The organism is Klebsiella sp. GB_Kp056 (genome assembly GCF_040064755.1).
Taxonomy (GTDB): Bacteria; Pseudomonadota; Gammaproteobacteria; order Enterobacterales; family Enterobacteriaceae; genus Klebsiella; species Klebsiella quasipneumoniae.
The window spans coordinates 55,783-74,987 of record NZ_JBEAJA010000057.1; the positions used below are offsets into that span (position 1 = coordinate 55,783).

Annotated in this window: 16 protein-coding genes; 14 read left to right on the forward strand and 2 right to left on the reverse strand. The window is 52.6% G+C overall.

Annotated features, from left to right (window positions below; genetic code table 11):
• Window positions 1-55 precede the first annotated feature (55 nt).
• The 5 genes from ABLV52_RS18880 to ABLV52_RS18900 all read left to right on the forward strand — a co-directional run bounded on the left by ABLV52_RS18880 (window position 56) and on the right by ABLV52_RS18900 (window position 5,616).
• Window positions 56-733, forward strand: a complete 678-nt coding sequence (locus ABLV52_RS18880) for a molecular chaperone (protein ID WP_348890769.1) — start codon at window positions 56-58, stop codon at window positions 731-733.
• Window positions 734-761: 28 nt separating this feature from the next.
• Entirely contained in the window at window positions 762-3,296 is a 2,535-nt protein-coding gene (locus tag ABLV52_RS18885; protein ID WP_348890771.1) for a fimbria/pilus outer membrane usher protein, read from the forward strand.
• Window positions 3,280-4,338: a fimbrial protein gene (locus ABLV52_RS18890; RefSeq protein WP_348890773.1), complete on the forward strand. Its 1,059-nt coding sequence runs from the start codon at window positions 3,280-3,282 to the stop codon at window positions 4,336-4,338. The genes ABLV52_RS18885 and ABLV52_RS18890 overlap by 17 nt, the downstream gene beginning before the upstream one ends.
• A 10-nt stretch (window positions 4,339-4,348) precedes the next feature.
• Complete coding sequence (locus ABLV52_RS18895; protein WP_348890774.1) at window positions 4,349-4,861, forward strand: fimbrial protein; 513 nt, start codon at window positions 4,349-4,351, stop codon at window positions 4,859-4,861.
• A 131-nt stretch (window positions 4,862-4,992) separates the two neighbouring features.
• Window positions 4,993-5,616 (forward strand): LuxR family transcriptional regulator, encoded by a 624-nt coding sequence (locus ABLV52_RS18900; protein ID WP_032452878.1) that lies wholly within the window; start codon window positions 4,993-4,995, stop codon window positions 5,614-5,616.
• 252 nt (window positions 5,617-5,868) lie between these two features.
• Here ABLV52_RS18900 and ABLV52_RS18905 read toward each other — a convergent pair whose 3' ends face one another.
• The gene (locus ABLV52_RS18905; RefSeq protein WP_348890775.1) at window positions 5,869-7,056 is read right to left on the reverse strand and encodes an outer membrane protein transport protein; all 1,188 of its coding nucleotides are present in this window, start codon (window positions 7,054-7,056) and stop codon (window positions 5,869-5,871) included.
• A 60-nt stretch (window positions 7,057-7,116) separates the two neighbouring features.
• Window positions 7,117-8,742: a mechanosensitive ion channel domain-containing protein gene (locus tag ABLV52_RS18910; RefSeq protein ID WP_348890776.1), complete on the reverse strand. Its 1,626-nt coding sequence runs from the start codon at window positions 8,740-8,742 to the stop codon at window positions 7,117-7,119.
• 620 nt (window positions 8,743-9,362) lie between these two features.
• On the opposite strand from ABLV52_RS18910, the gene ABLV52_RS18915 reads away from it, so the two are divergent.
• The 9 genes from ABLV52_RS18915 (at window position 9,363) to ABLV52_RS18955 (ending at window position 19,180) form a co-directional block, all read left to right on the forward strand.
• Entirely contained in the window at window positions 9,363-10,952 is a 1,590-nt protein-coding gene (locus ABLV52_RS18915) for an arylsulfatase (protein WP_348890777.1), read from the forward strand.
• A gap of 96 nt (window positions 10,953-11,048) precedes the next feature.
• A complete protein-coding gene (locus ABLV52_RS18920; RefSeq protein WP_348890779.1) occupies window positions 11,049-12,344 on the forward strand; it encodes an anaerobic sulfatase maturase in 1,296 nt (431 codons plus the stop codon).
• Window positions 12,341-13,345: a MoxR family ATPase gene (locus ABLV52_RS18925; RefSeq protein WP_348816130.1), complete on the forward strand. Its 1,005-nt coding sequence runs from the start codon at window positions 12,341-12,343 to the stop codon at window positions 13,343-13,345. Before ABLV52_RS18920 ends, ABLV52_RS18925 begins: the two co-directional genes overlap by 4 nt.
• On the forward strand, window positions 13,345-14,250 hold the full coding sequence (locus tag ABLV52_RS18930; protein WP_348890780.1) for a DUF58 domain-containing protein: 906 nt from the start codon (window positions 13,345-13,347) through the stop codon (window positions 14,248-14,250). The genes ABLV52_RS18925 and ABLV52_RS18930 overlap by 1 nt, the downstream gene beginning before the upstream one ends.
• Window positions 14,251-14,691 (forward strand): DUF4381 domain-containing protein, encoded by a 441-nt coding sequence (locus tag ABLV52_RS18935; protein WP_110237701.1) that lies wholly within the window; start codon window positions 14,251-14,253, stop codon window positions 14,689-14,691.
• Complete coding sequence (locus ABLV52_RS18940; protein WP_348890781.1) at window positions 14,684-15,661, forward strand: VWA domain-containing protein; 978 nt, start codon at window positions 14,684-14,686, stop codon at window positions 15,659-15,661. Before ABLV52_RS18935 ends, ABLV52_RS18940 begins: the two co-directional genes overlap by 8 nt.
• Window positions 15,658-17,172 (forward strand): tetratricopeptide repeat protein, encoded by a 1,515-nt coding sequence (locus ABLV52_RS18945; RefSeq protein WP_348890782.1) that lies wholly within the window; start codon window positions 15,658-15,660, stop codon window positions 17,170-17,172. The genes ABLV52_RS18940 and ABLV52_RS18945 overlap by 4 nt, the downstream gene beginning before the upstream one ends.
• Window positions 17,169-18,182, forward strand: coding sequence for a BatD family protein (locus tag ABLV52_RS18950; RefSeq protein ID WP_023289724.1), 1,014 nt, complete (start codon window positions 17,169-17,171; stop codon window positions 18,180-18,182). Before ABLV52_RS18945 ends, ABLV52_RS18950 begins: the two co-directional genes overlap by 4 nt.
• On the forward strand, window positions 18,179-19,180 hold the full coding sequence (locus ABLV52_RS18955; RefSeq protein ID WP_117137003.1) for an HAD family hydrolase: 1,002 nt from the start codon (window positions 18,179-18,181) through the stop codon (window positions 19,178-19,180). The genes ABLV52_RS18950 and ABLV52_RS18955 overlap by 4 nt, the downstream gene beginning before the upstream one ends.
• The last annotated feature ends 25 nt before the right edge of the window (window positions 19,181-19,205 follow it).

Below are 19,205 nucleotides of genomic sequence, written 5' to 3' on the forward strand. Positions count from 1 at the left end.
TTCTGTCCAGAAAAGCTGATGGGGTCGATACGGCCCCATGTTTCAGAGGTCTAAAATGAATGTTCTTCGCAGTATCTTGCTTACCACCACGATATTGAGTATTGGCTTATCCGCTGCTCAGGCCGGTGTCGTTATTGGTGGTACGCGGGTCATTTTTGATGGTAATAAAAAAGAAGCCTCAATTGGCATAAATAATCCTGATAAAACCCCCTACCTGATCCAGTCATGGATCGAAACGCCAGGTGGCGGTGCCGAAAAGGCGCCTTTCATCATTACGCCGCCGTTATATCGACTGAATAATGGCCAACAAAACGTCGAGCGCATTGTTGCCACCGGAGCATTACCTCAGGATAAAGAGAGCTTATTTTGGCTTAATATAAAAGCCATACCCTCTGCAGCTAAAGTTGACAATACGTTGCAAATTGCCATTAAAACCAGAATCAAGCTCATCTACCGTCCGGCGGCGATGAAAGGCGCATCCCCTGAAGAGCAGGTCGATAAATTACGCTGGCAACGCGTCGGTAATAAGATACAGGTAAACAATCCGACTCGGCATGTCATGAATTTTAACGAAATTTCACTATCAGGTAAAAAATTATCCGATGTCAGTTATGTATTACCCGGTAGCACAGCGACGTTCGATTTACCCTCCGGCGTAACGGGCGGGCCAGTGACATTCAAAATTATCAATGATTATGGCAGTCCCGGGGCAGAACACAAAGCCAGTCTGTAGACCGGCGAAAAGACACTGAGTGGGATTTATGATGATGGCAATGGATTATATAAAAGCACGTTCTCCACGGTTGGCATTATTGATAACCATCGCGCTCTTCGGTAATACGCAAAATAGCTATAGTCGCGATTTTTTTAATCCAGAACTGGTTGAACTGGATAATCCGGGGACAGAAAAAGTCGATCTTTCTGGTTTTGAATCGGGTGCGCAAGCTCCCGGGGATTATCATGTTGATATCGTCCTGGACGATCGGTTAGTTGATACCCGCGATATCAGGTTTGTGTTGCTGAAAGAGCCTGGCGGTGATGACAAATTAGTCCCCTGTTTATCCATTGAGCAATTAGAAAGCTGGGGAGTGAAGACTGGACTTTTTCCCGCGTTAAAAGGCGAAACATCCTGTGCGAACCTGTCCGCGATCCCTCAGGCCAGTACGGATTTCCAGTTTGCCATGCAGCGTCTGGTATTGAGCATTCCGCAAGCGGCACTATCAGCGCAAGCGCGCGGAGCGGTGTCGCCGGATCGCTGGGATCAAGGGATTAACGCCGCCCTGCTCAACTACAGTCTGAGTGGGGCCAATAACTGGGCAAAAAATAGCAACAGCAGCACCAGCGATAATCAGTATGCCAACCTGCGTCCTGGCGTGAATATTGGCCCCTGGCGGTTAAGAAATTACACCACCTGGTCGCGCGATTCACAGGGTCACGATGCCTGGAAGACGGTTTATACCTATGCTCAGCGTACGATAATCCCGTTACAGTCGCAGCTCACGCTGGGTGATAGCTCTGCCCCGGCAGATGTCTTCGACAGCATGCCTTTTCGGGGAGGACAACTTGCCTCCGATGATGACATGCTGCCCGACTCCCTCAAGGGCTATGCCCCAGTGGTGCGTGGTATCGCCCGGACCAATGCCCAGGTGATAATTCGCCAGAATGGCTATCAGATATACCAGAGCTTTGTGGCGCCGGGGGCTTTTGAAATCACGGATATGTATCCTACCGGCGGCGCCGGCGATCTTGATGTCACTATTAAAGAGGCTGATGGCAGTGAGCAGCACTTTAGCGTGCCATTTGCCTCCCTTCCCGTATTACAGCGTGAAGGCCGAATAAAATATGCGTTAACGGGCGGCCAATATCGTTCTTACAACGGCAGCGTGGACAAAACGCCCTTTGCTCAGATGAGCGTTATTCTCGGCTTGCCCTATGGCTTTACGTTTTACGGCGGATTACAGGAGTCGAGTAAGTACCAGTCCCTCGCCGCGGGCGTCGGTAAAAACATGGGTAACTTTGGCGCAATCTCCAGCGATATCACCCAGGGCTGGTCCACGCCGCAAAATATGCCGAAATCCAGGGGGCAATCATGGCGGGCTCGATACAGTAAAAATTTTGCCGCAACGGGCACCAACTTCGCGATTGCCGGCTACCGCTATTCGACCAGCGGCTACTATGGCATGCAAGAGGTCCTGGATTCTTACGGTGACAGTCAGGCGCTTCAGGACCGACGCCGCAACCGTGCTGAGCTGACGTTGAGCCAGGGGTTGGGAGACCATCTGGGATCGTTGATGCTGAACGCCGCGCGTGAAGATTACTGGAATTCGGGTAAGGCGATGGAATCATGGAGCGTTGGGTATAACAACTACTGGCACAGTATCAGTTATGGCCTGACCTGGACGCTGAGTAAGAATGGGAGCGCGGGATCGTACAGCTCACCCCAGAGCGACGATAAAAACCAGATGCTGGCGCTGAATATCAGCATTCCCCTGGAAAAACTGTTGCCGCAGACATGGGCAAACTATGGCATGAATACCAGCAAGAATAACGGTACGACACACAGCGCTGGGTTAAATGGCGTTGCTTTGCCGAATAATGCGCTCAACTGGAATATTCAACAGGGTTTCGGCACTCACGACGTGGCCTACACCGGCAATATGAATGGTGATTATCGCGGCACCTATGGCGAAATCACAGCCGGGTACAGCTATGACAAAAATACCGATCGTCTGAATTATGGGATTCAGGGAGGTGTGGTTGCGCATGCCAATGGCGTGACGTTTTCTCAGCCCCTGGGTGAAACCAACGTGCTGATTGCCGCCCCCGGGGCTGCCGGCGTAGGCATCCAGAATATGACCGGAGCGACAACCGATTATCGCGGATATACGGTTGCCTCTAACTTAATGCCTTATCGCAAAAATGAGGTGTCATTAATCACCGATACATTACCGGCTAACGTTGAGTTAGAGCAAACGGTCAAAACCGTGGTTCCTACGCGTGGCGCGATTGTCAGGGCGAACTATCGGGCAAGCGTAGGCGTTCGCATGTTGATGACCTTGAGCCAGCGAAACGGCCAGTTAGTGCCGTTTGGCGCAATGGCCAGCGTTGAAGGAACAGATCATAACAGTTTTATCGTGGGTGATAGCGGACAGGTCTATTTGACGGGTCTCGATCCCGAGGTAAACCTGACCGTGAAATGGGGAAATCAATCCGCAAACACCTGCAGGGTTCATTACTCGATAAACATGACGAAGCTGAATAACGATGTGATTATCGATAATGCTGTTTGCCGATAACGTTGAAATGAATTTTTATATCAGGTGCATAGGTATGCGACTTTTCCGAACTGCATTATTAATGCTGGCTGTGTTGTTTCCATTGAGTGGCTTCTGTTGTGATTATACTTACATCGGCTCTCCCTATACCGTGGATTATGGCAATATTATCGTTCAGCGCGATGTTCCCGTTGGCCAGGCGATAAGCAATGAGATATATGGCTCTTTAGCACATGCTTATACCTGCGTCACAACCGGCAATGAAGGGTCTAGCTCAGGAATGAAAAGCGCTATTTTACCCTATGTCGCGACGTACGGCGCGCGGCGCGTTTATCAAACCAATGTGCCTGGGGTGGGTATTTCTTTTGGCTTTTACATGAACTCCAAAGCAGGCGCGTCGACATTTAGCGGCACCGATTATATTGACCGTGGTAACGCTTCAATGTCCAGTTGGTCTTCAAACCCAGGCGAGCTGGTTATTCATGATTATCAGCCGGTTATACAATTCTGGAAGATTGGTGATATTACATCTGGCTCAGTAACGGGACAACTGGCATCGTTTGTCGCCTTTACGATGCAATATCTCGGCGGAGAACAAGCTCCTGAGATCCCCGTCAATGCGGGGGCCGGATCTATTACCCAGGTGGCATGCGCGGTGACAACGTCGAATATGGTATTTGAACTGGGGGACGTTTTGGTCAGCGAGTTTGGTACTGCGGTGGGATCAACCCCCGCTAATGCGCAGAAAACGCAGAATCTCATTCTGGACTGTGATGCCGGAGCCAATATTAACGTCATGCTCTCCGGGGCACAAAATCCAGACGTCAGCGATAATACCGTGCTGGCGTTAACCGGTCAGGGAAGCGCAGGCGTCGCACAGGGGGTTGGCGTGCAGCTGGTTTATAACAATACCCCTCTCATCCTTGGCAATAATCTTGTTCTGAAGAGAACCAATGGCGGCCAGGAGATGTTTCCGTTAACCGCACGCTACTATCAGACCAATACAACGGTAACCACCGGCATCGCCAATGCCTCCGCAACGCTGAGTCTTACCTATCAATAAGGGCTGTTAAATGAAAATGAATAAACTCGTGTTGCTGATGGCATGCGCAATAGTATTGCCTGCGTTGTCGGCAGACAACGTCGATATCAAAGTCACAGGTCGGATTATCGCAGCGCCCTGCGTCTTTAACGGGGGGAGTGAAAATATGAATGTTGATCTTGGTAATATTCAGGCAACAAACATGTTCACCCCCGGGTCATCTTCCGATCCGGTTACCTTTAATCTCCTGTTTACCCGCTGTCCGCCGGGTACGTTAAGCGTGACAACCCGTTTTAGCGGAACGCCTGACCCGGAATCGGGCATGAATTATTACCAAAACAGTGGCACGGCAACCCGTGTGGCCATTGTGATGTCTGATGCTACTACAGGTTTGTTGATGGGCAGCGGATCCAGCATCACGCAAAATATTGCCGCAGACAGAACGGCGACGATTCCGATGAGCGCCATGGTGACCTCAGTGGCGGGAAGGCCGACGCCAGGTTCCATTCATGCCGTTGTCGTTTTGACAATGCAATACAACTGACGGGTCGCTGGCTATAGCGGGTCATAGGCGCGTGAGTCGTCATCCCCTTCAGGAAGCTAACAGGGTAAAAAAGCTGCGTCTATTATTCCCCCAATGCAGCTGCGCTTAATAATTATGTTTCGGTATAGTAAATGGTTAACATTGTAATAAAAGAGTGGGATACCCTCTTCAGGCGTGGACTGACCTTTTTTTTTAATGATTTCTTTTCTCAGCACAACACTAAAGTTAATTTCAGCTTTAACTTTACCTCAGAAAGCGTGAAGGTAGCGGACGTTATTGTGCTGGCATTATGCCCAGGAGAATGTTTTATTTGCCGCCCTGAGCTGCGGAGTCGAAAAAAAAGCATTGTGATTGGTATTGTTGATGATGACATGCGTGTCTCAGCGCTACCCTCTTGCTTTCAGGATATTATCTTTCTCTCTCGCCGACATTCCGTGACGCAGTTACGTACAGCAATGCATACCGCCTGGCACCGGCTGCAGCAGACAAATTATCGGCACTCAACCGGGTCATGTTGTGATTGCCAGCTTACCAAACTGTCGCCACAGCAAATCCGCATCATGAGCTATTTAAATGAGGGGATGTCAGTCATGCAAATTGCCGAAGAACTGATGGTGAGTGAGAAAACGGTCTATACGCATAAATATATGGTGATGAGGAAATTTAACTTACATAGCGATTATGAGTTAATGCTCCTGCTCAATAAACTGACAATAAATAGCGACTGGCCCAAGGGCTTTATAAATGTAAATTAATGATAGCTGGCAAGTCACAGAAACAGACCGCCGGGCGTCTTCCCTGCGCCACTTACCATCGCCCCCGGGTCTCAAAGAAAGACCCGAGGGATCGTGGATAACCAGCGCTCAGGATATACAGGCGAATTAATCAAACTGATTCAGGATAAACGCCACACCCACCGTACAAAGGCGGTGATGTCCCTTTACGAGGGCACAAAAAATCATTTGTGCATCCCTCCCCGCGCATTGCACGGCAAAGACATCAGCCCATTAGAATTGATAACTATAGTTTACATTAGCAAACCATAAATATGGGTGGTTGTAGCTACCGCTATAGATAGCAGGCGACTGAACGTGAGACGATTGCATATGCAAGTAGGAGACGGCGACGCCAATATTACTCTGCGGTGTAATCTGGTACTGGGCGCCTGTGGCAAAACGCCATTCATCACCCGTCGGTAAGGTGAGCGCTACGTCACTCTGCGAATTGTATACCGTGCTGTCAAAGGCAACACCAGCGTTGAGACGCCATTGTTCGGTAGGACGGTACTGCATGCCTAATGCCGTATGCCAGGAATCCTTCAGACGGCTCTTTTTATCCAGTTCCTGCCCCGCCACGGCAATTTGTGGGGCGCCAAACTGGCTCCAGTCCTGCCAACCGAGATCGCCCATCACCGACCATCGTTTATTGATATCATGCACCAGGCTCAGCATAATTTGCTGAGGCGCGCGTACCTGCGCTGAGACAGGAAGCTCGTACTCAACGTTGGCTAAATTCGGCAAGCGCGCCTTACCATCAATATCAAAATCGTATTCTGTCTTACTCGTCCATGCTATACCAAGTCGGGTCTGTTCCGTCAGCTGCATCAGCAAGCCAAGACGATACCCTAACGCCCAGTCGTGATCCTTCTGCGTTTCATCAGTATTATCGACGTTACGTGTTAATGACAGGAAGCCATAGTTGATGTTTACAGAGCCGCCCACAGACACTCTATCGCTTAATTTGTAAGCTATTGAAGGGCTGAGTGTCATCGCCACCATGGTGCTTTTCTTGATTAATCTGTCCCCAGCCCACTGACCAAAGTCAATCCCCAGGCCATAGTTGCCGTAAATGCCGAGGCCAGCATAGAGATCATCATTGATTTTTTGCGCATAGAATGCGCTGGCATTAGGGAAGAAGCGCATAATATCCCCAGGGCTCTTACGTCCGGCGTCATCGTTAAGTGAATAAGATACATCACCGTCCATCGCCTGAACTCCCCCGGTAAACATATGGTCAGGCAAACGAGTCATCCCGGCCGGGTTGGTGACAATCGTTGATGCATCCTGAGCGCGAGCAGCCTGCCCTGCGCCTGCCAGTGCCGTATCTTCTGTGCCAATTTCGTAGAAGTAGAGTGCACTCGCCTGCGTGGTCTGCGAAATAAGGAGCCCAAAACATACCAGTATCAATTTTTTCATGCGCTATCTGCCAATTTATATTACAAAATGTCCCTCTCTATCAGGAAGGACGGAAATAAGTTACGCACTCACATTTTTATTGCCATCGGGAGGAACCGCCGGGGCTGAATACCAGTTTTCTTTGGCAACAGTGACTGAACCCTCGGGTTGCATAACATAATTCGGGGACATAATCTGTACGTTGAATTCGTTAAATACATCCTGAATATGGCTATAAAGTTCATTGCGTGCTGCGGCTAATGATTGCCCTGCTTTCAGTTGTACCTGTAATTCGTAGGCGATATACCAGTCCATCAAACTGAGCTGGCGTACCAGCGGTGGTTGAGCCGGATCGACTGAGCTTGCCCGCTTGGCGGCGAGCTCTAGCATGGCGTGAACCTGTCGCCAGGGTGTGTCATAACCAATCGTCACGCTGATGGTCAGGTTGATGCCGCCACCGTGAGCATGTGCGCTCAAATTGGTGATTTTTCCACTCACAACCACCGCATTAGGCACCGTGACCACGTAATTTTCTCGGGTAATGATCTTGGTGGCCAACATACCAATTTCACTCACCAGCCCTTCGTTATCGGCCACGCGTATCACATCGCCTTTGCGCAGCGCGCGGGAATAAATCAGTACAAGACCGCTCATGGCGTGGTTCATCACCCCGGCAGAACCTAACGTCAACATCAGACCAAAGAAGACGCTGATCCCTTTAAACGCGAGTGAGTTAGCGCCTGGCAGAAAAGGGTACGCTGCTGACAGCGCAAACAGCCATACCACCACAGCGATCAGTTTACGAGTCGCCCCAACCGTTTCCGGATGAATGCCTGGAAGTTGCAAACGCCCTGCTGCCACCTGATTGAGAACCACTTTAAGCAGTTTCAAAATCACGGCGGTTAGCATAAAAATAATCAGCACGATCATCAGGCCCGGCAAGGCAGATACCACAGCAAGCGCTATGCCCTGAAAAATGCGCACAGACCAATCGCCCAGTGAGGCTCCCCATACGCGTGTCCATGGGAACAGGCTTAATACCCAGCTCAGCCAGACATACAGTGCTATGACGCCCAGCAAGATCATCAATGTGGCATAAAGTCGCGCTTCGATAGCACCGATAAAGCGTCGCCAGCTTTGGGGGATCCAGCTACGATTCTCGATGATACGTCGCCGAAATAGCTGTTTTACCCTGCGCCATGAGCGGTATGCACCGTACCAAAGCGCGGCTAGCCCAAGCAGACCTCCAACGGCTTTTATGGCGGAAAGCACCAGCCAGCTGCGGTTATACTGGTCGCGCAGAGCGGTTCTCTGCGCCTCCATACGCGCCATAACCCGCTGCGCGGCCTGATCGAGCGTGAGGTCATCCCCTTCGTCAAGATCACCTTCGGTAAGCAGCATAACTGGCTTACCGTTCATCACGATGAGTTTTCCAGGCTGGTTATAACGGGTAACAGATACCAGTTTGAGAGGTTGGCGAACATCCTCCTCAGTGAAATTCCGCAGCGTATTTCTAATTCGCAATACCCGCTCTTCCGGCGTGGTAAGTCCAAATTTAGCCTGCAGCATGACTATCGGCTGATGAAAGATATATACCGTACGGGCACGCTCTTGCGGCGTCGCCTCCTGTCGTGGCTCTGCGGCATGTGAAATGAAACTTGTTATCGTGAACAAGCTCGCCAGCCAAATGAACAGAATTTGCTTCATTTCCACCCTCAACCCACGAAACATTGTTGTTATTGTTCTGAAAAGTTTTGAACTATTTCTCTTTAACAATTGAGCATAGACTAGCCGTTCGCTTCTGCAATATGCACCAGAAGATATTGTTCGCCTATCTTATATCTCTACCCCCGCCGACTAACGGATACAACCGACTATTTCGAAGTTGAAAGTGAGTTCACATCAATATTGATCAAAGGATAACATTTTTCACCAGTAATGCATAATTCGTAGTCTATAAAATAATACGATTGGTTAATCGATTCAGCATGAATAGACTAAACTTTTGCATGAGAATAAGTTAAAGGGATATTCGGATTTTCCTTCCATTTATTTGGCACAACGATGAAAGTGATACTTCGTAACTGACACGGGATGCCGCAGCGACGCTAATTTATTAATAAACAACATTTCCTTTTATATAGTCGCGCTTTTGAATTAATCTGGTATTCCGATGTGTGACAGAGAATTCACTATAACCGCTAGTAATATTTCATTGACGATACTTGATTTTTTCGTCAAACCTATTAATTTTATTACTAAAATTAATGTAAGCGTTTTTACCCGTCTATACTCAACTTGCCATCATAAAGACTGGAGTGTCCCTAATGCAAAAAAGTGTCCCTTTTAGAAGGACCGTGATTGCCAGCATGCTGACGTTAGCGGCTGGCGTGGTTTCCACAGTCCATGCAGCACCCGCAACGACCGCCGCAGAAAATGCCCCGAAACAAGATCCCGCTAAACCAAATATTGTGGTAATTTTTGGCGATGATATCGGCTACTGGAACCTGAGTACCTACAATCAGGGCATGATGGGATATAAAACCCCAAATATCGACAGTATTGCTGCCGAAGGCGCCAAGTTCACCTCTTATTACGCTGAGCAAAGCTCTACCGCAGGTCGCTCATCGTTTATTACCGGCCAGATGCCGTTCCGCACCGGGATGAGTAAAGTCGGAATGCCGGGCGCACCTCAGGGTCTGCAAAAAGAAGATCCGACTATTGCGAACATCCTTAAGCAGCTGGGCTACGCTACCGGTCAGTTTGGTAAAAACCACCTGGGCGATCGCGATGAATTCCTGCCGACCGCTCACGGCTTTGATGAATTCATGGGTAACCTTTACCACCTGAATGCCGAAGAAGAGCCAGAAAACTCAGACTATCCGAAAGATCCTGCCTTCCGTAAGGAATTTGGTCCGCGCGGCGTAATTAAGAGTACCGCAGACGGCAAAATTGAAGATACGGGTCCATTAACGGTGAAGCGTATGGGCACCGTGGATGAAGAGACCCTGGCTGCGAATAATGACTTCATGGAGCGCCAGGTTAAAGCCAACAAACCGTTCTTTACCTGGTTCAATACCACCAGGATGCACAATAAAACCCACCTGAAAGATGCCAGCATTGGTGCAACGGGCCTTGGGACCTATGCCGATGGCATGGTGGAACACGATAAAATGATTGGCGAAGTGCTGAAGAAAATTAAAGAACTCGGCATTGAAGACAATACGATCGTCATTTATACCACTGACAACGGCCCCATGACCGCGACCTGGCCAGATGCCGGTATCACACCGTTCCGTGGCGAGAAGAATACGGGATGGGAAGGCGGTTTCCGCGTACCTGCAATGATCAAATGGCCAGGTCATATTAAACCAGGCACGCTAATTAATGATATTTTTGCCAGCTACGACTGGTTCCCTACCCTCATTGCCGCAGCGGGTAACCCGAATATCAAACAAGAGCTTTTAAAAGGTTATAAAACGCCATCTATTACTTATAAAGTTCATCTCGACGGCTATAACCAGCTCGACTTCCTGCAGGGCAAAGGCGAGGATCAGCGTAAAGAATTCTTCTACTGGAGCGATGACGGCGATCTGCTGGCTATGCGCTACGGACGCTGGAAAGCGCATTTCATGATTCAGGAGCATACCGGTCTTGATTTGTGGCGTTATCCGTTCACCAAACTGCGTGCGCCAATGATCTTTGATCTCGAAGTTGACCCGCTGGAGAAAGGCAGCGACGGTATGGGATACAACTCCTGGTTCTACGATCGTATGTTCCTGATGGGCGGCGCGCAGAAGTACGCCAAAGAAATGTTGGCCACCTTTAAGGAGTTCCCGCCACGTCAGAAGCCAGGTTCATTCACGATCTCTGATGCTTCGGCAATGCTGGAACAAGGCTCTAATATCAATAAATGATGAAAGCCTGCGGACAGACTGCCCCGGCAGTCTGTTCGTGCTTTGAAGAGCAGTCAATCTGCGCTTTGTTTGTTTTTCTGTTCAGGGGTCTGCTATATGAAGTACAGCACCACACTACCCGTTAAGGCGCTTCCGTCGGCGGAAAAATATGACGGCAAAGGGCCAGAATACAAGCGCCGCTTTCATGTCATGGCTAAACCAACCGGCTCAACCTGCAACCTCGATTGTTCCTACTGTTTTTACCTGCACAAAGAAGAGCTTCTGCATCAGGACAGGCATACCGGAATGAGTGACGAGGTGCTGGAGAATTTCATTCGCCAGTATATTGACGGTCAGGACGGTGACCAGGTGGTATTTTCCTGGCAAGGCGGCGAACCCACGCTGATGGGGTTAGCGTTTTTCCAGAAGGTTGTTAAATTTCAGAAGCAGTACCAGAAGCCCGGACAGCGTGTCGAGAATGATTTACAAACCAATGGCGTGTTGTTAAACGATAAATGGGCTGAATTTCTAAAAGAACATCAATTTCTGGTGGGACTCTCGATTGATGGCCCACGAGAACTGCATGACCGCTATCGCGTGACCCGTAGCGGCAAACCGACATTTGACAAAGTGATGGCGGGCGTTGAGGCCCTGAAGCGTCACGGCGTCCCATTTAACGCGCTGGTAACGGTAAACCGGACCAACGCCCGCTTTCCGCTGGAAGTGTACCGCTTCGTCACCCGCGAACTGGGTGCGACCTATGTACAGTTTAATCCCTGCGTCGAACCTGTTGATTTCAAACAAACCGCGCCGCAATTCTGGCAGGATGACACCATCCCGCTCACCGGTAGCCGCCGCGCGCGTCCTGGCGACCTCGACTCCATTGTTACCGACTGGTCGGTTGACCCGGAAGACTGGGGCACGTTTCTGATTGCCGTTTTTGAAGAGTGGGTGAATAACGACCTGGGCCGCGTGCAGGTCAATCTGTTTGAAACGGCGGTCGCCCAGACAATGGGAATGCCGGCGCAAATTTGCACCCACTCAGAATTCTGCGGAAAAGGGCTGGCGATTGAGAAAAACGGCGATATTTATTCCTGTGATCACTATGTCTACCCGGAATATCAGATCGGCAACATTGAGCATGCTCAGCTTTCGCATCTGGCTTTCTCCGAACGGCAGAAAGCGTTTGGCATGGGCAAGCGCGACACGCTGCCCAACTACTGTAAAGCCTGCCCTTATCTGAAGCTGTGCTGGGGCGAATGCCCGAAAAACCGCCTGGTGCGCGCACCGGACGGCGAGTTGGGACTGAATTATCTTTGCCCGGGCATTAAGGCCTTTTTCAACTATGCCGAGCCGATCCTGGTGGGCATCGCCACTTTAATTAAACGTGATTTTGCAGGGCTACGCCGATGATAAATCGAGAGAAGTTATTGCAGCTTGAGCAACGCATGAACGAACAGGTTCTCGGTCAGGAAGAACTGGTGCGCATGTTGATAGTCGCCCTGTTGTGCGACGGACACGTGTTGCTTGAAGGATTACCGGGCCTGGCGAAAACGCGCGCGGTACGCGAACTTGCCCGCCACGTTGAGGGGGATTACCGTCGTATTCAGTTCACGCCTGATCTTCTGCCCTCAGATATCACCGGCAGCGAAATTTATCAGCAAAACGCCATCCGTGAAGAGGATCAGTTCCGCTTCCGTCCCGGCCCGGTGTTCGGCAATATCATCCTCGCCGATGAAATCAACCGCGCCTCGGCCCGCGTGCAGTCCGCGCTGCTCGAAGCCATGGAAGAACGTCACGTCACCGTGGCGGGCAAAAGCTGGCCTTTACCCGGTGTTTTTATGGTTCTGGCCACGCAAAACCCAGTGGATCAGGAAGGTACCTGGCCTCTGCCGGAAGCCCAGCTGGACCGTTTTTTAATGAAGGTACTGGTGCACTATCCGTCAAAAGACAATGAACAGAAAGTGATGCAGCTGGTGCGCGCCGAGCAGCAGAAAAAGTATCAACAACTGACGAGTACCGCATCAGCACAGCCAGAACAGACCGATACGCTCATGCTGAGTCAGCAGGAAATCGCTGAATGCTGGCAGGCGATTTCCGCTATTCACGTCTCCCCGACCGTCGAAAATTATATCGTCAACCTGGTAGACTTAAGTCGTCATCCACAGTCGGTGAGCGATACGCTGGCCGGTTATCTGACGTTTGGCATCAGTCCTCGCGGCACGCTGGCCCTGGAGCGCTGCGGGCGAGCGCAAGCCTGGCTGGAAGGCCGGGACGCGGTGCTGCCCGAAGACATTAAAAAGATCGCCCCAGCGGTATTACGTCATCGTCTGATGCTCAGCTACCAGGCCAGCGCGGATAACTGCACGCCGGACGATGCCGTGCGGATGCTGCTTGATGCCGTGGTGGCATAATGAGTAGCGCCGTTCGCATTGACCGGGAAACGCTGCTGAAGCTCGCCGCAGAAGCGCGAGCCATCGCCAATCCGCCAGGGCAGATCCCGCCTGGCGCGCTTGGGGGTGAACGTACATCACGCCAGCAGGGCCGCGGGCTGAACTTTGACAGCCTGCGTCGTTATCAGCCCGGCGACGACGTCCGGCTGATTGACTGGCAGGCTACTGCCCGCATGCGTACGCCGTGGATCCGACTTTATAACGAAGAAAAAGAGCGCCCCGTCTTTCTGCTGGTTGATCAACGACGGGATATGTTTTTTTCCACGCGCGTTCAGACAAAATCCGTCGCGGCAGCGAAAACTGCCGGATTGCTGGCGTGGCGCAGCTGGCACGACGGCGATCGTTTAGGCGGTATTGTCTTTGGCGATCGGGACTTTTCTCTGCGTAAATGCCGCGCGCCAAACGGTACGCTTCCCGCATTTCTCGACGATATTGTGCAGTACAACCACGCCGTGGCGGATAATTATCCGCGGGAAACGCCTGACCCACATTCGCTGGCCACCATTCTGCGCCACTCTCTGCCGTTAATTCCAACCGGCTGCTGGGTCGCGTTAATCAGCGACTTTCACGATCTGGATAACGAGTGCGATGCGCTGCTGGCAGCCCTGCGCCGTCGAGGGGAAGTGAGTGCATTCGTGATCCTCGACGATCTGCATTTGCGCCTGCCTGCACACGGGCGGCTGGCCGCCCGGTATGAAGGGCAAGAGGCGGCCTTTTCGCTCTCGCCTGCGCTACAGGACGGCATCAAACAAAGCATCACGGCGCGACTCTCAGCCCAGGCGTCTCGTCTCACGCGACTTGGCGTGCAGGTGAAGCAGATTGTCGTCGCCGGGGATCTAGTCAGACAGCTTCAAAAAGAGGTATAGATGCTGGAGAAAGGATTTACGGTACCCGAACTGGCGGAACCGGTTCTTCCCGATTCACCGTCATGGTTTCCCCTACCGCCGGGATGGTTTGTACTGGGCGGTATCCTGCTCGCCCTGTTGCTCATTTATCTCATCATCCGCATCGCCAGATGGCGGCGAAACCTGTGGCGTCGCCAGGCGCTGGCGGCTCTCGCTCAACCGCAAACGGTAGACAGCTGGCTGCTGCTGATGAAACGTATTTTGCTGGTGCATCAGCCGCGGGAGCAAGTGAGCGGCGCGCTGGATCCTGCCCAATGGTTGCAAAACGTCCCGCTGGATGACGCGTTACGCCAGCACCTGTGCGAACGCTACTGTCAGCCAGAGAACCAGCTCAGTGATGGCGATACCGAACGGCTGCGTATGCAGCTTCGCTCCTGGCTTGAAGGATTACCCCATGTCTGACTTCTTCTCACGTCTGGCGTTCGCCTGGCCGTGGGCCTGGCTGCTACTGATCCTGCCGCTGGCAAGTCGCTTTGTGATGGCCAAAGAGCGCTCGTTGAAAGAGTATGTCCGGGTTCCTTTTTTGCCTGGGCTGATTAATGAGCTCCAGCTTAACCACCAACCCGCACATGGCGGGAAGCTATCCACCTGGCTGTTCTGGCTGGTATGGTCGCTGTTGGTCTGCGCCCTCGCCCGCCCGGAATTGCTTGCCCCGCCGCAGCATACTGAAAAACCGATGCGCGATATTATGCTGATTCTGGATGTTTCCGGCTCTATGGAGAAGAACGACGTCACGGGCGGTATCACCCGTCTGCAGGCGGTACAGAGCTCCGTTAAAAAATTCGTAGCGGCTCGTAAATCCGATCGTATCGGGCTGGTGATTTTTGCCAACAGCGCCTGGCCTTTCGCGCCCGTCAGTGAGGATAAACAGGCGCTGGAAACCCGTATCAATCAGCTTGCGCCTGGCATGGCGGGACAACAGACGGCGATTGGCGACGCGCTGGGCGTCACGGTGAAACTGCTGGATTCCAGCGGCGATACTGACGCCAGTAAATTAGCCATCCTTTTGACCGATGGTAACGACACCGCGTCACAACTGACCCCTCGCCTCGCCGCTCAGCTGGCGGCCCGTCATCACGTACAGGTTCACACCATCGCCTTTGGCGACGTGAACAGCGACGGCGATGACAAAGTGGATGTCGCTCTTTTACAGGATATAGCTCGCACCACCGGCGGGCGCGCCTGGACGGCAGAGAATAGCGGAGCTTCGCTGGATGCGGTCTGGCAGGAAATTGACGCGATTACGCCAGTGCAGGTAAAAAGCATCGGCTGGTCGTGGCGTATACCGCTTTTTGCCTGGCCGCTTGCCGCCGCACTGCTTCTGTTGCTGACCTGTAATCTGTATCGCGCGTTCAGGGAGAGAGCGGCATGAGTGATTTTCACTTTTTATACCCCTGGCGTTTGCTGCTGCTGATCCCGGCCATCGCGCTGTGGTGGTTACCCTCCGCCGGGCACAGCGCCTGGTCGCGCATCATGGACAAGCCGCTGGCGAAAGCGCTGATCGTCGGGCGGCAGCGCAAGCTCACCCGCGTACTGCCATGGCTGGCGATGCTTGGCCTCATCGCGCTGGCTGGCCCAAGTTGGCAGCGTCAGCTTCCCGCCGCGCTGACGACGGAAAGTAACGTGATGGTGATTTTGCAACAGGATACCGCCATGTTTGCCAGCGATCTGCCTCCCAGCCGCCATCAGAGGATGCAGACCAAAATCCTGTCCCTCATGGAGCGCATGCCGGGTACCCGATTTGGCCTGGTGGTGTATAAGTCCGGTGCCTGGTTAACCACCCCGCTCACTGTCGATACGGCGTTTTATTCGCTATTTCTGCATGCGCAAACCCCCGCGTTATTACCGTCTGGCGAGGGTTCCGGACTTCAGCATGCCATCTCACTGGCCATGCATAATATGCCCACCGCCCCGCGCAGCATTATTCTGGTGGCGGATACCCTAAGTGCGGATGACGCCAGATGGCTAGGCACACAAAAGACACCGCTGCAGATCTGGGTGCCGGGAACCGCTCAGGGGGGCGCGCTGCCTGAAAAATATGCCGCCAGTGAAACCGATACGCGACTGAATGTTAAACGCTTTGAGCAGGTGCGAGACGAGGGGATCCCCGTCACGCTGGTGACCACCGATGATGACGATCTGCCCGTGATACAGAGCCATATTCAACAAAGTGTCACCGCGCAGAACAATGCCCGGAGTGATTTACACTGGCGTAACGATGGCTGGATGCTGGCGATACCTATGCTCGTCATGCTGTTTATCTGGCGACGCCAGCTCTTTTGCTGGATTTTAATCGCGCCGCTGCTGCTCTGGCAGCCATCCGGCCATGCCGCCTGGCTGGATGCCTGGATAAGCCCCGATGTGCAGGGTCAGCGTGCCTTTGCCGAGGGGGATTATGCCCGCGCGGCCCAGCATTATAGCGACCCGCTCCGGCAAGGTATTGCATGGTATCGGGCGGGCAATTACCCCGCCGCTACCGCCGCGTTCCGCCAGGCGCAACAAACCCCGGAAACCCTGCTCTGGACAGGCAATAGTTATGCCCAGCAAAAACAGTGGCAGCAGGCGCTAAACAGCTATGACCGGGCGTTAAGTCTGCGCCCGGACTGGAAGCTGGCCCAGGGGAACCGCGCCAAAATCGCCGCGATCATCATGCAACTGCGGCAAAAAGAACGCGAGAAAAAGTCGGCGCAAGGTGAAAAAGCCGATTACAAACCTGATGAAATTAAGCATGATTTGAAACCCGACGATGGCGTTGAACAAAAGGACATTCAGCCCATTGCTGGAGGGAATCCGCAGGTGAATCAGTGGTACGAAAATCTGACCGTTTCGCCTTCGGGGCTGCTGGAAAGTCTCTACCGGACTCAGTCAGGAGAAGGCCAATGAAACTTATCTGGTTAATTCTTTTGGCGGCGCTTCCCTGTCAGGCAGCCATGACGGTCACGCGCGAGCTGGTCGCTCCCGAACACGTTGTCCCAGGCCAACCGGTGCGCGTGGCGGTGACGTTCTGGACGGATTCATGGTTTAATCCGCCACCGCAGTGGCCCGGTTTCCCGGTTGAAAATGGCGATATCTCGAGCAAAGCCGAACCCAATCAGCTGCTGACCCGTCACGCTGAGGGAACCAGCTGGAGCGGCGTGCGCATGGAACGCCAGCTCACTGCCTGGGATGCAGGTAAGCTGCGTTTACCGGCTTTTGAAATGACGTTAACCGCCTCCGGACAGGCGCCCGTGACGGTCAAACTACCGGCGCTGGAAACGCAGGTTAACTGGCCGCAAGGAATTGAACAGCCAGACCGTTTCCTGCCCGCGTCAGGTCTCTCGCTCAGCCAGAAGGTCAATATTTACCGTAGTGGTAAAGATAAAACGCTGCGTGCCGGCGACGTTATTGAACGCGTCGTCACCGTCCGAGCCACGGAGGTGATGCCCGCCCAAATCCCACCGCTGCTCTATGCCATCAGCGGCACCCATACCCAACGTCTGCCGCCTGAAAATCGTCTGCTGACTTCGGGTCGGGGGGATCTTGAAGGCGCGGAACGCGTGGAAACGCTCCGCTATTTGCCTGTTGTTGCGGGGGAAGTCACGCTGCCGCCGATCAAATTGCGGTGGTGGGATACAACCCATCAGCAGTGGCAAACCGCTGAACTCCCCGGCAGCACCTACCGAATTGCCGCTTCGCGCTCGGCCGGTGCGGAATCTTCGTTAAAGGGCGATCGTGGCACGTTGACCCGGCAGAATGCGTTAATGCTCGCAGGCGGCCTCGCGTTACTCATGCTGATGTTTATTTTCCGCCGCACTTTGCTGCGTAGCGCGCGTTACTTATCTCACCGTTGGCGCCGATTCTGGCAGCCACTTTCGCTACCGGGACAGACCCCGGATAACAGGAGTTCACGATGAAGCGTACGTTAATCGCTCTGACTTTATTCGCCCTCTGCGGCAACGCAGTGGCAGATCCACTCTCAGCATGGAACGATACGGCAGCCAAGCGCGCCATTGAAGAATGGGTGCAAGGTGCCACCAACCCAGACCGCTCAACGTTTATTCCGGCCGAAAAACGCTACGTCGTATTTGATAATGATGGCACCCTGTGGCCAGAAGCGCCGCTGACGTTTCAGATCCGGTTCGTGCTGGATGAGATCAAACGTCTGGCCCCGCAACACCAGGAGTGGTCTAGCGACGCGTTGGTGCAGGCCGTGTTGAAAGACGATATCAAAACTGTCGCCGCTTCCGGCGAAAAAGGGCTTATTCATCTTTTATCGCTGACGCACAGCGGCATGACGACAGATGACTTTAATCAGCGCGTTGCTAACTGGGTTTCATCGCATAAGGACCCGCGTTTTGGCTGCCAGTACGATCGGATGGGATATCAGCCGATGCGTCAGCTACTGGAATATCTGCGGGCCAACGGTTTCAAAACCTGGATTGTCTCCGGCGGCGGTATCGATTTTATGCGCGTACTGTCGCAAAAGATGTACGGTATTCCACCTGAACAAGTGATCGGGTCGTTTTCGCTTGGCGAATTCGCGTTATCTGATGAAGGGACAAAAATTACCAAGACAATGTCGGGGGCCTTCAATGACGATGCAGCCAATAAACCCGTGGCGATCCACCTTTTCATGGGCCAGCGCCCTGTCGCGGCATTTGGCAATAGCGATGGCGATCTCGCCATGCTGCAGTACACCGCCGCCAATCCTGACGTCAAACCCTTTGGCCTTCTGGTGCATCATACGGATCCCGTGCGTGAATATGCCTATGATAGTCATCCTCCAGCCAGCGGAAAGCTGATTGATGGATTAACGCAGGCAAAAGCGCATGGCTGGACCGTCGTTGATATGAAGCAAGACTGGAAAACGGTGTTTGATCCGGCACAGTGTGTGACCCAGCCGGGATCGTAGAGCCTGTACCTCAAGATAGCTGAGC

Bases quoted from the DNA above. Each gene is read 5' to 3' on its own strand.
- ABLV52_RS18955 (WP_117137003.1), top strand. From the start codon at position 18,179: ATGAAGCGTACGTTAATCGCTCTGACTTTATTCGCCCTCTGCGGCAAC.
- ABLV52_RS18930 (WP_348890780.1), top strand. From the start codon at position 13,345: ATGAGTAGCGCCGTTCGCATTGACCGGGAAACGCTGCTGAAGCTCGCC.
- ABLV52_RS18910 (WP_348890776.1), bottom strand. From the start codon at position 8,742: ATGAAGCAAATTCTGTTCATTTGGCTGGCGAGCTTGTTCACGATAACA.
- ABLV52_RS18920 (WP_348890779.1), top strand. From the start codon at position 11,049: ATGAAGTACAGCACCACACTACCCGTTAAGGCGCTTCCGTCGGCGGAA.
- ABLV52_RS18885 (WP_348890771.1), top strand. From the start codon at position 762: ATGATGATGGCAATGGATTATATAAAAGCACGTTCTCCACGGTTGGCA.
- ABLV52_RS18880 (WP_348890769.1), top strand. From the start codon at position 56: ATGAATGTTCTTCGCAGTATCTTGCTTACCACCACGATATTGAGTATT.
- ABLV52_RS18945 (WP_348890782.1), top strand. From the start codon at position 15,658: ATGAGTGATTTTCACTTTTTATACCCCTGGCGTTTGCTGCTGCTGATC.
- ABLV52_RS18940 (WP_348890781.1), top strand. From the start codon at position 14,684: ATGTCTGACTTCTTCTCACGTCTGGCGTTCGCCTGGCCGTGGGCCTGG.
- ABLV52_RS18905 (WP_348890775.1), bottom strand. From the start codon at position 7,056: ATGAAAAAATTGATACTGGTATGTTTTGGGCTCCTTATTTCGCAGACC.
- ABLV52_RS18935 (WP_110237701.1), top strand. From the start codon at position 14,251: ATGCTGGAGAAAGGATTTACGGTACCCGAACTGGCGGAACCGGTTCTT.
- ABLV52_RS18950 (WP_023289724.1), top strand. From the start codon at position 17,169: ATGAAACTTATCTGGTTAATTCTTTTGGCGGCGCTTCCCTGTCAGGCA.
- ABLV52_RS18895 (WP_348890774.1), top strand. From the start codon at position 4,349: ATGAAAATGAATAAACTCGTGTTGCTGATGGCATGCGCAATAGTATTG.
- ABLV52_RS18925 (WP_348816130.1), top strand. From the start codon at position 12,341: ATGATAAATCGAGAGAAGTTATTGCAGCTTGAGCAACGCATGAACGAA.
- ABLV52_RS18915 (WP_348890777.1), top strand. From the start codon at position 9,363: ATGCAAAAAAGTGTCCCTTTTAGAAGGACCGTGATTGCCAGCATGCTG.
- ABLV52_RS18900 (WP_032452878.1), top strand. From the start codon at position 4,993: ATGGTTAACATTGTAATAAAAGAGTGGGATACCCTCTTCAGGCGTGGA.
- ABLV52_RS18890 (WP_348890773.1), top strand. From the start codon at position 3,280: ATGCTGTTTGCCGATAACGTTGAAATGAATTTTTATATCAGGTGCATA.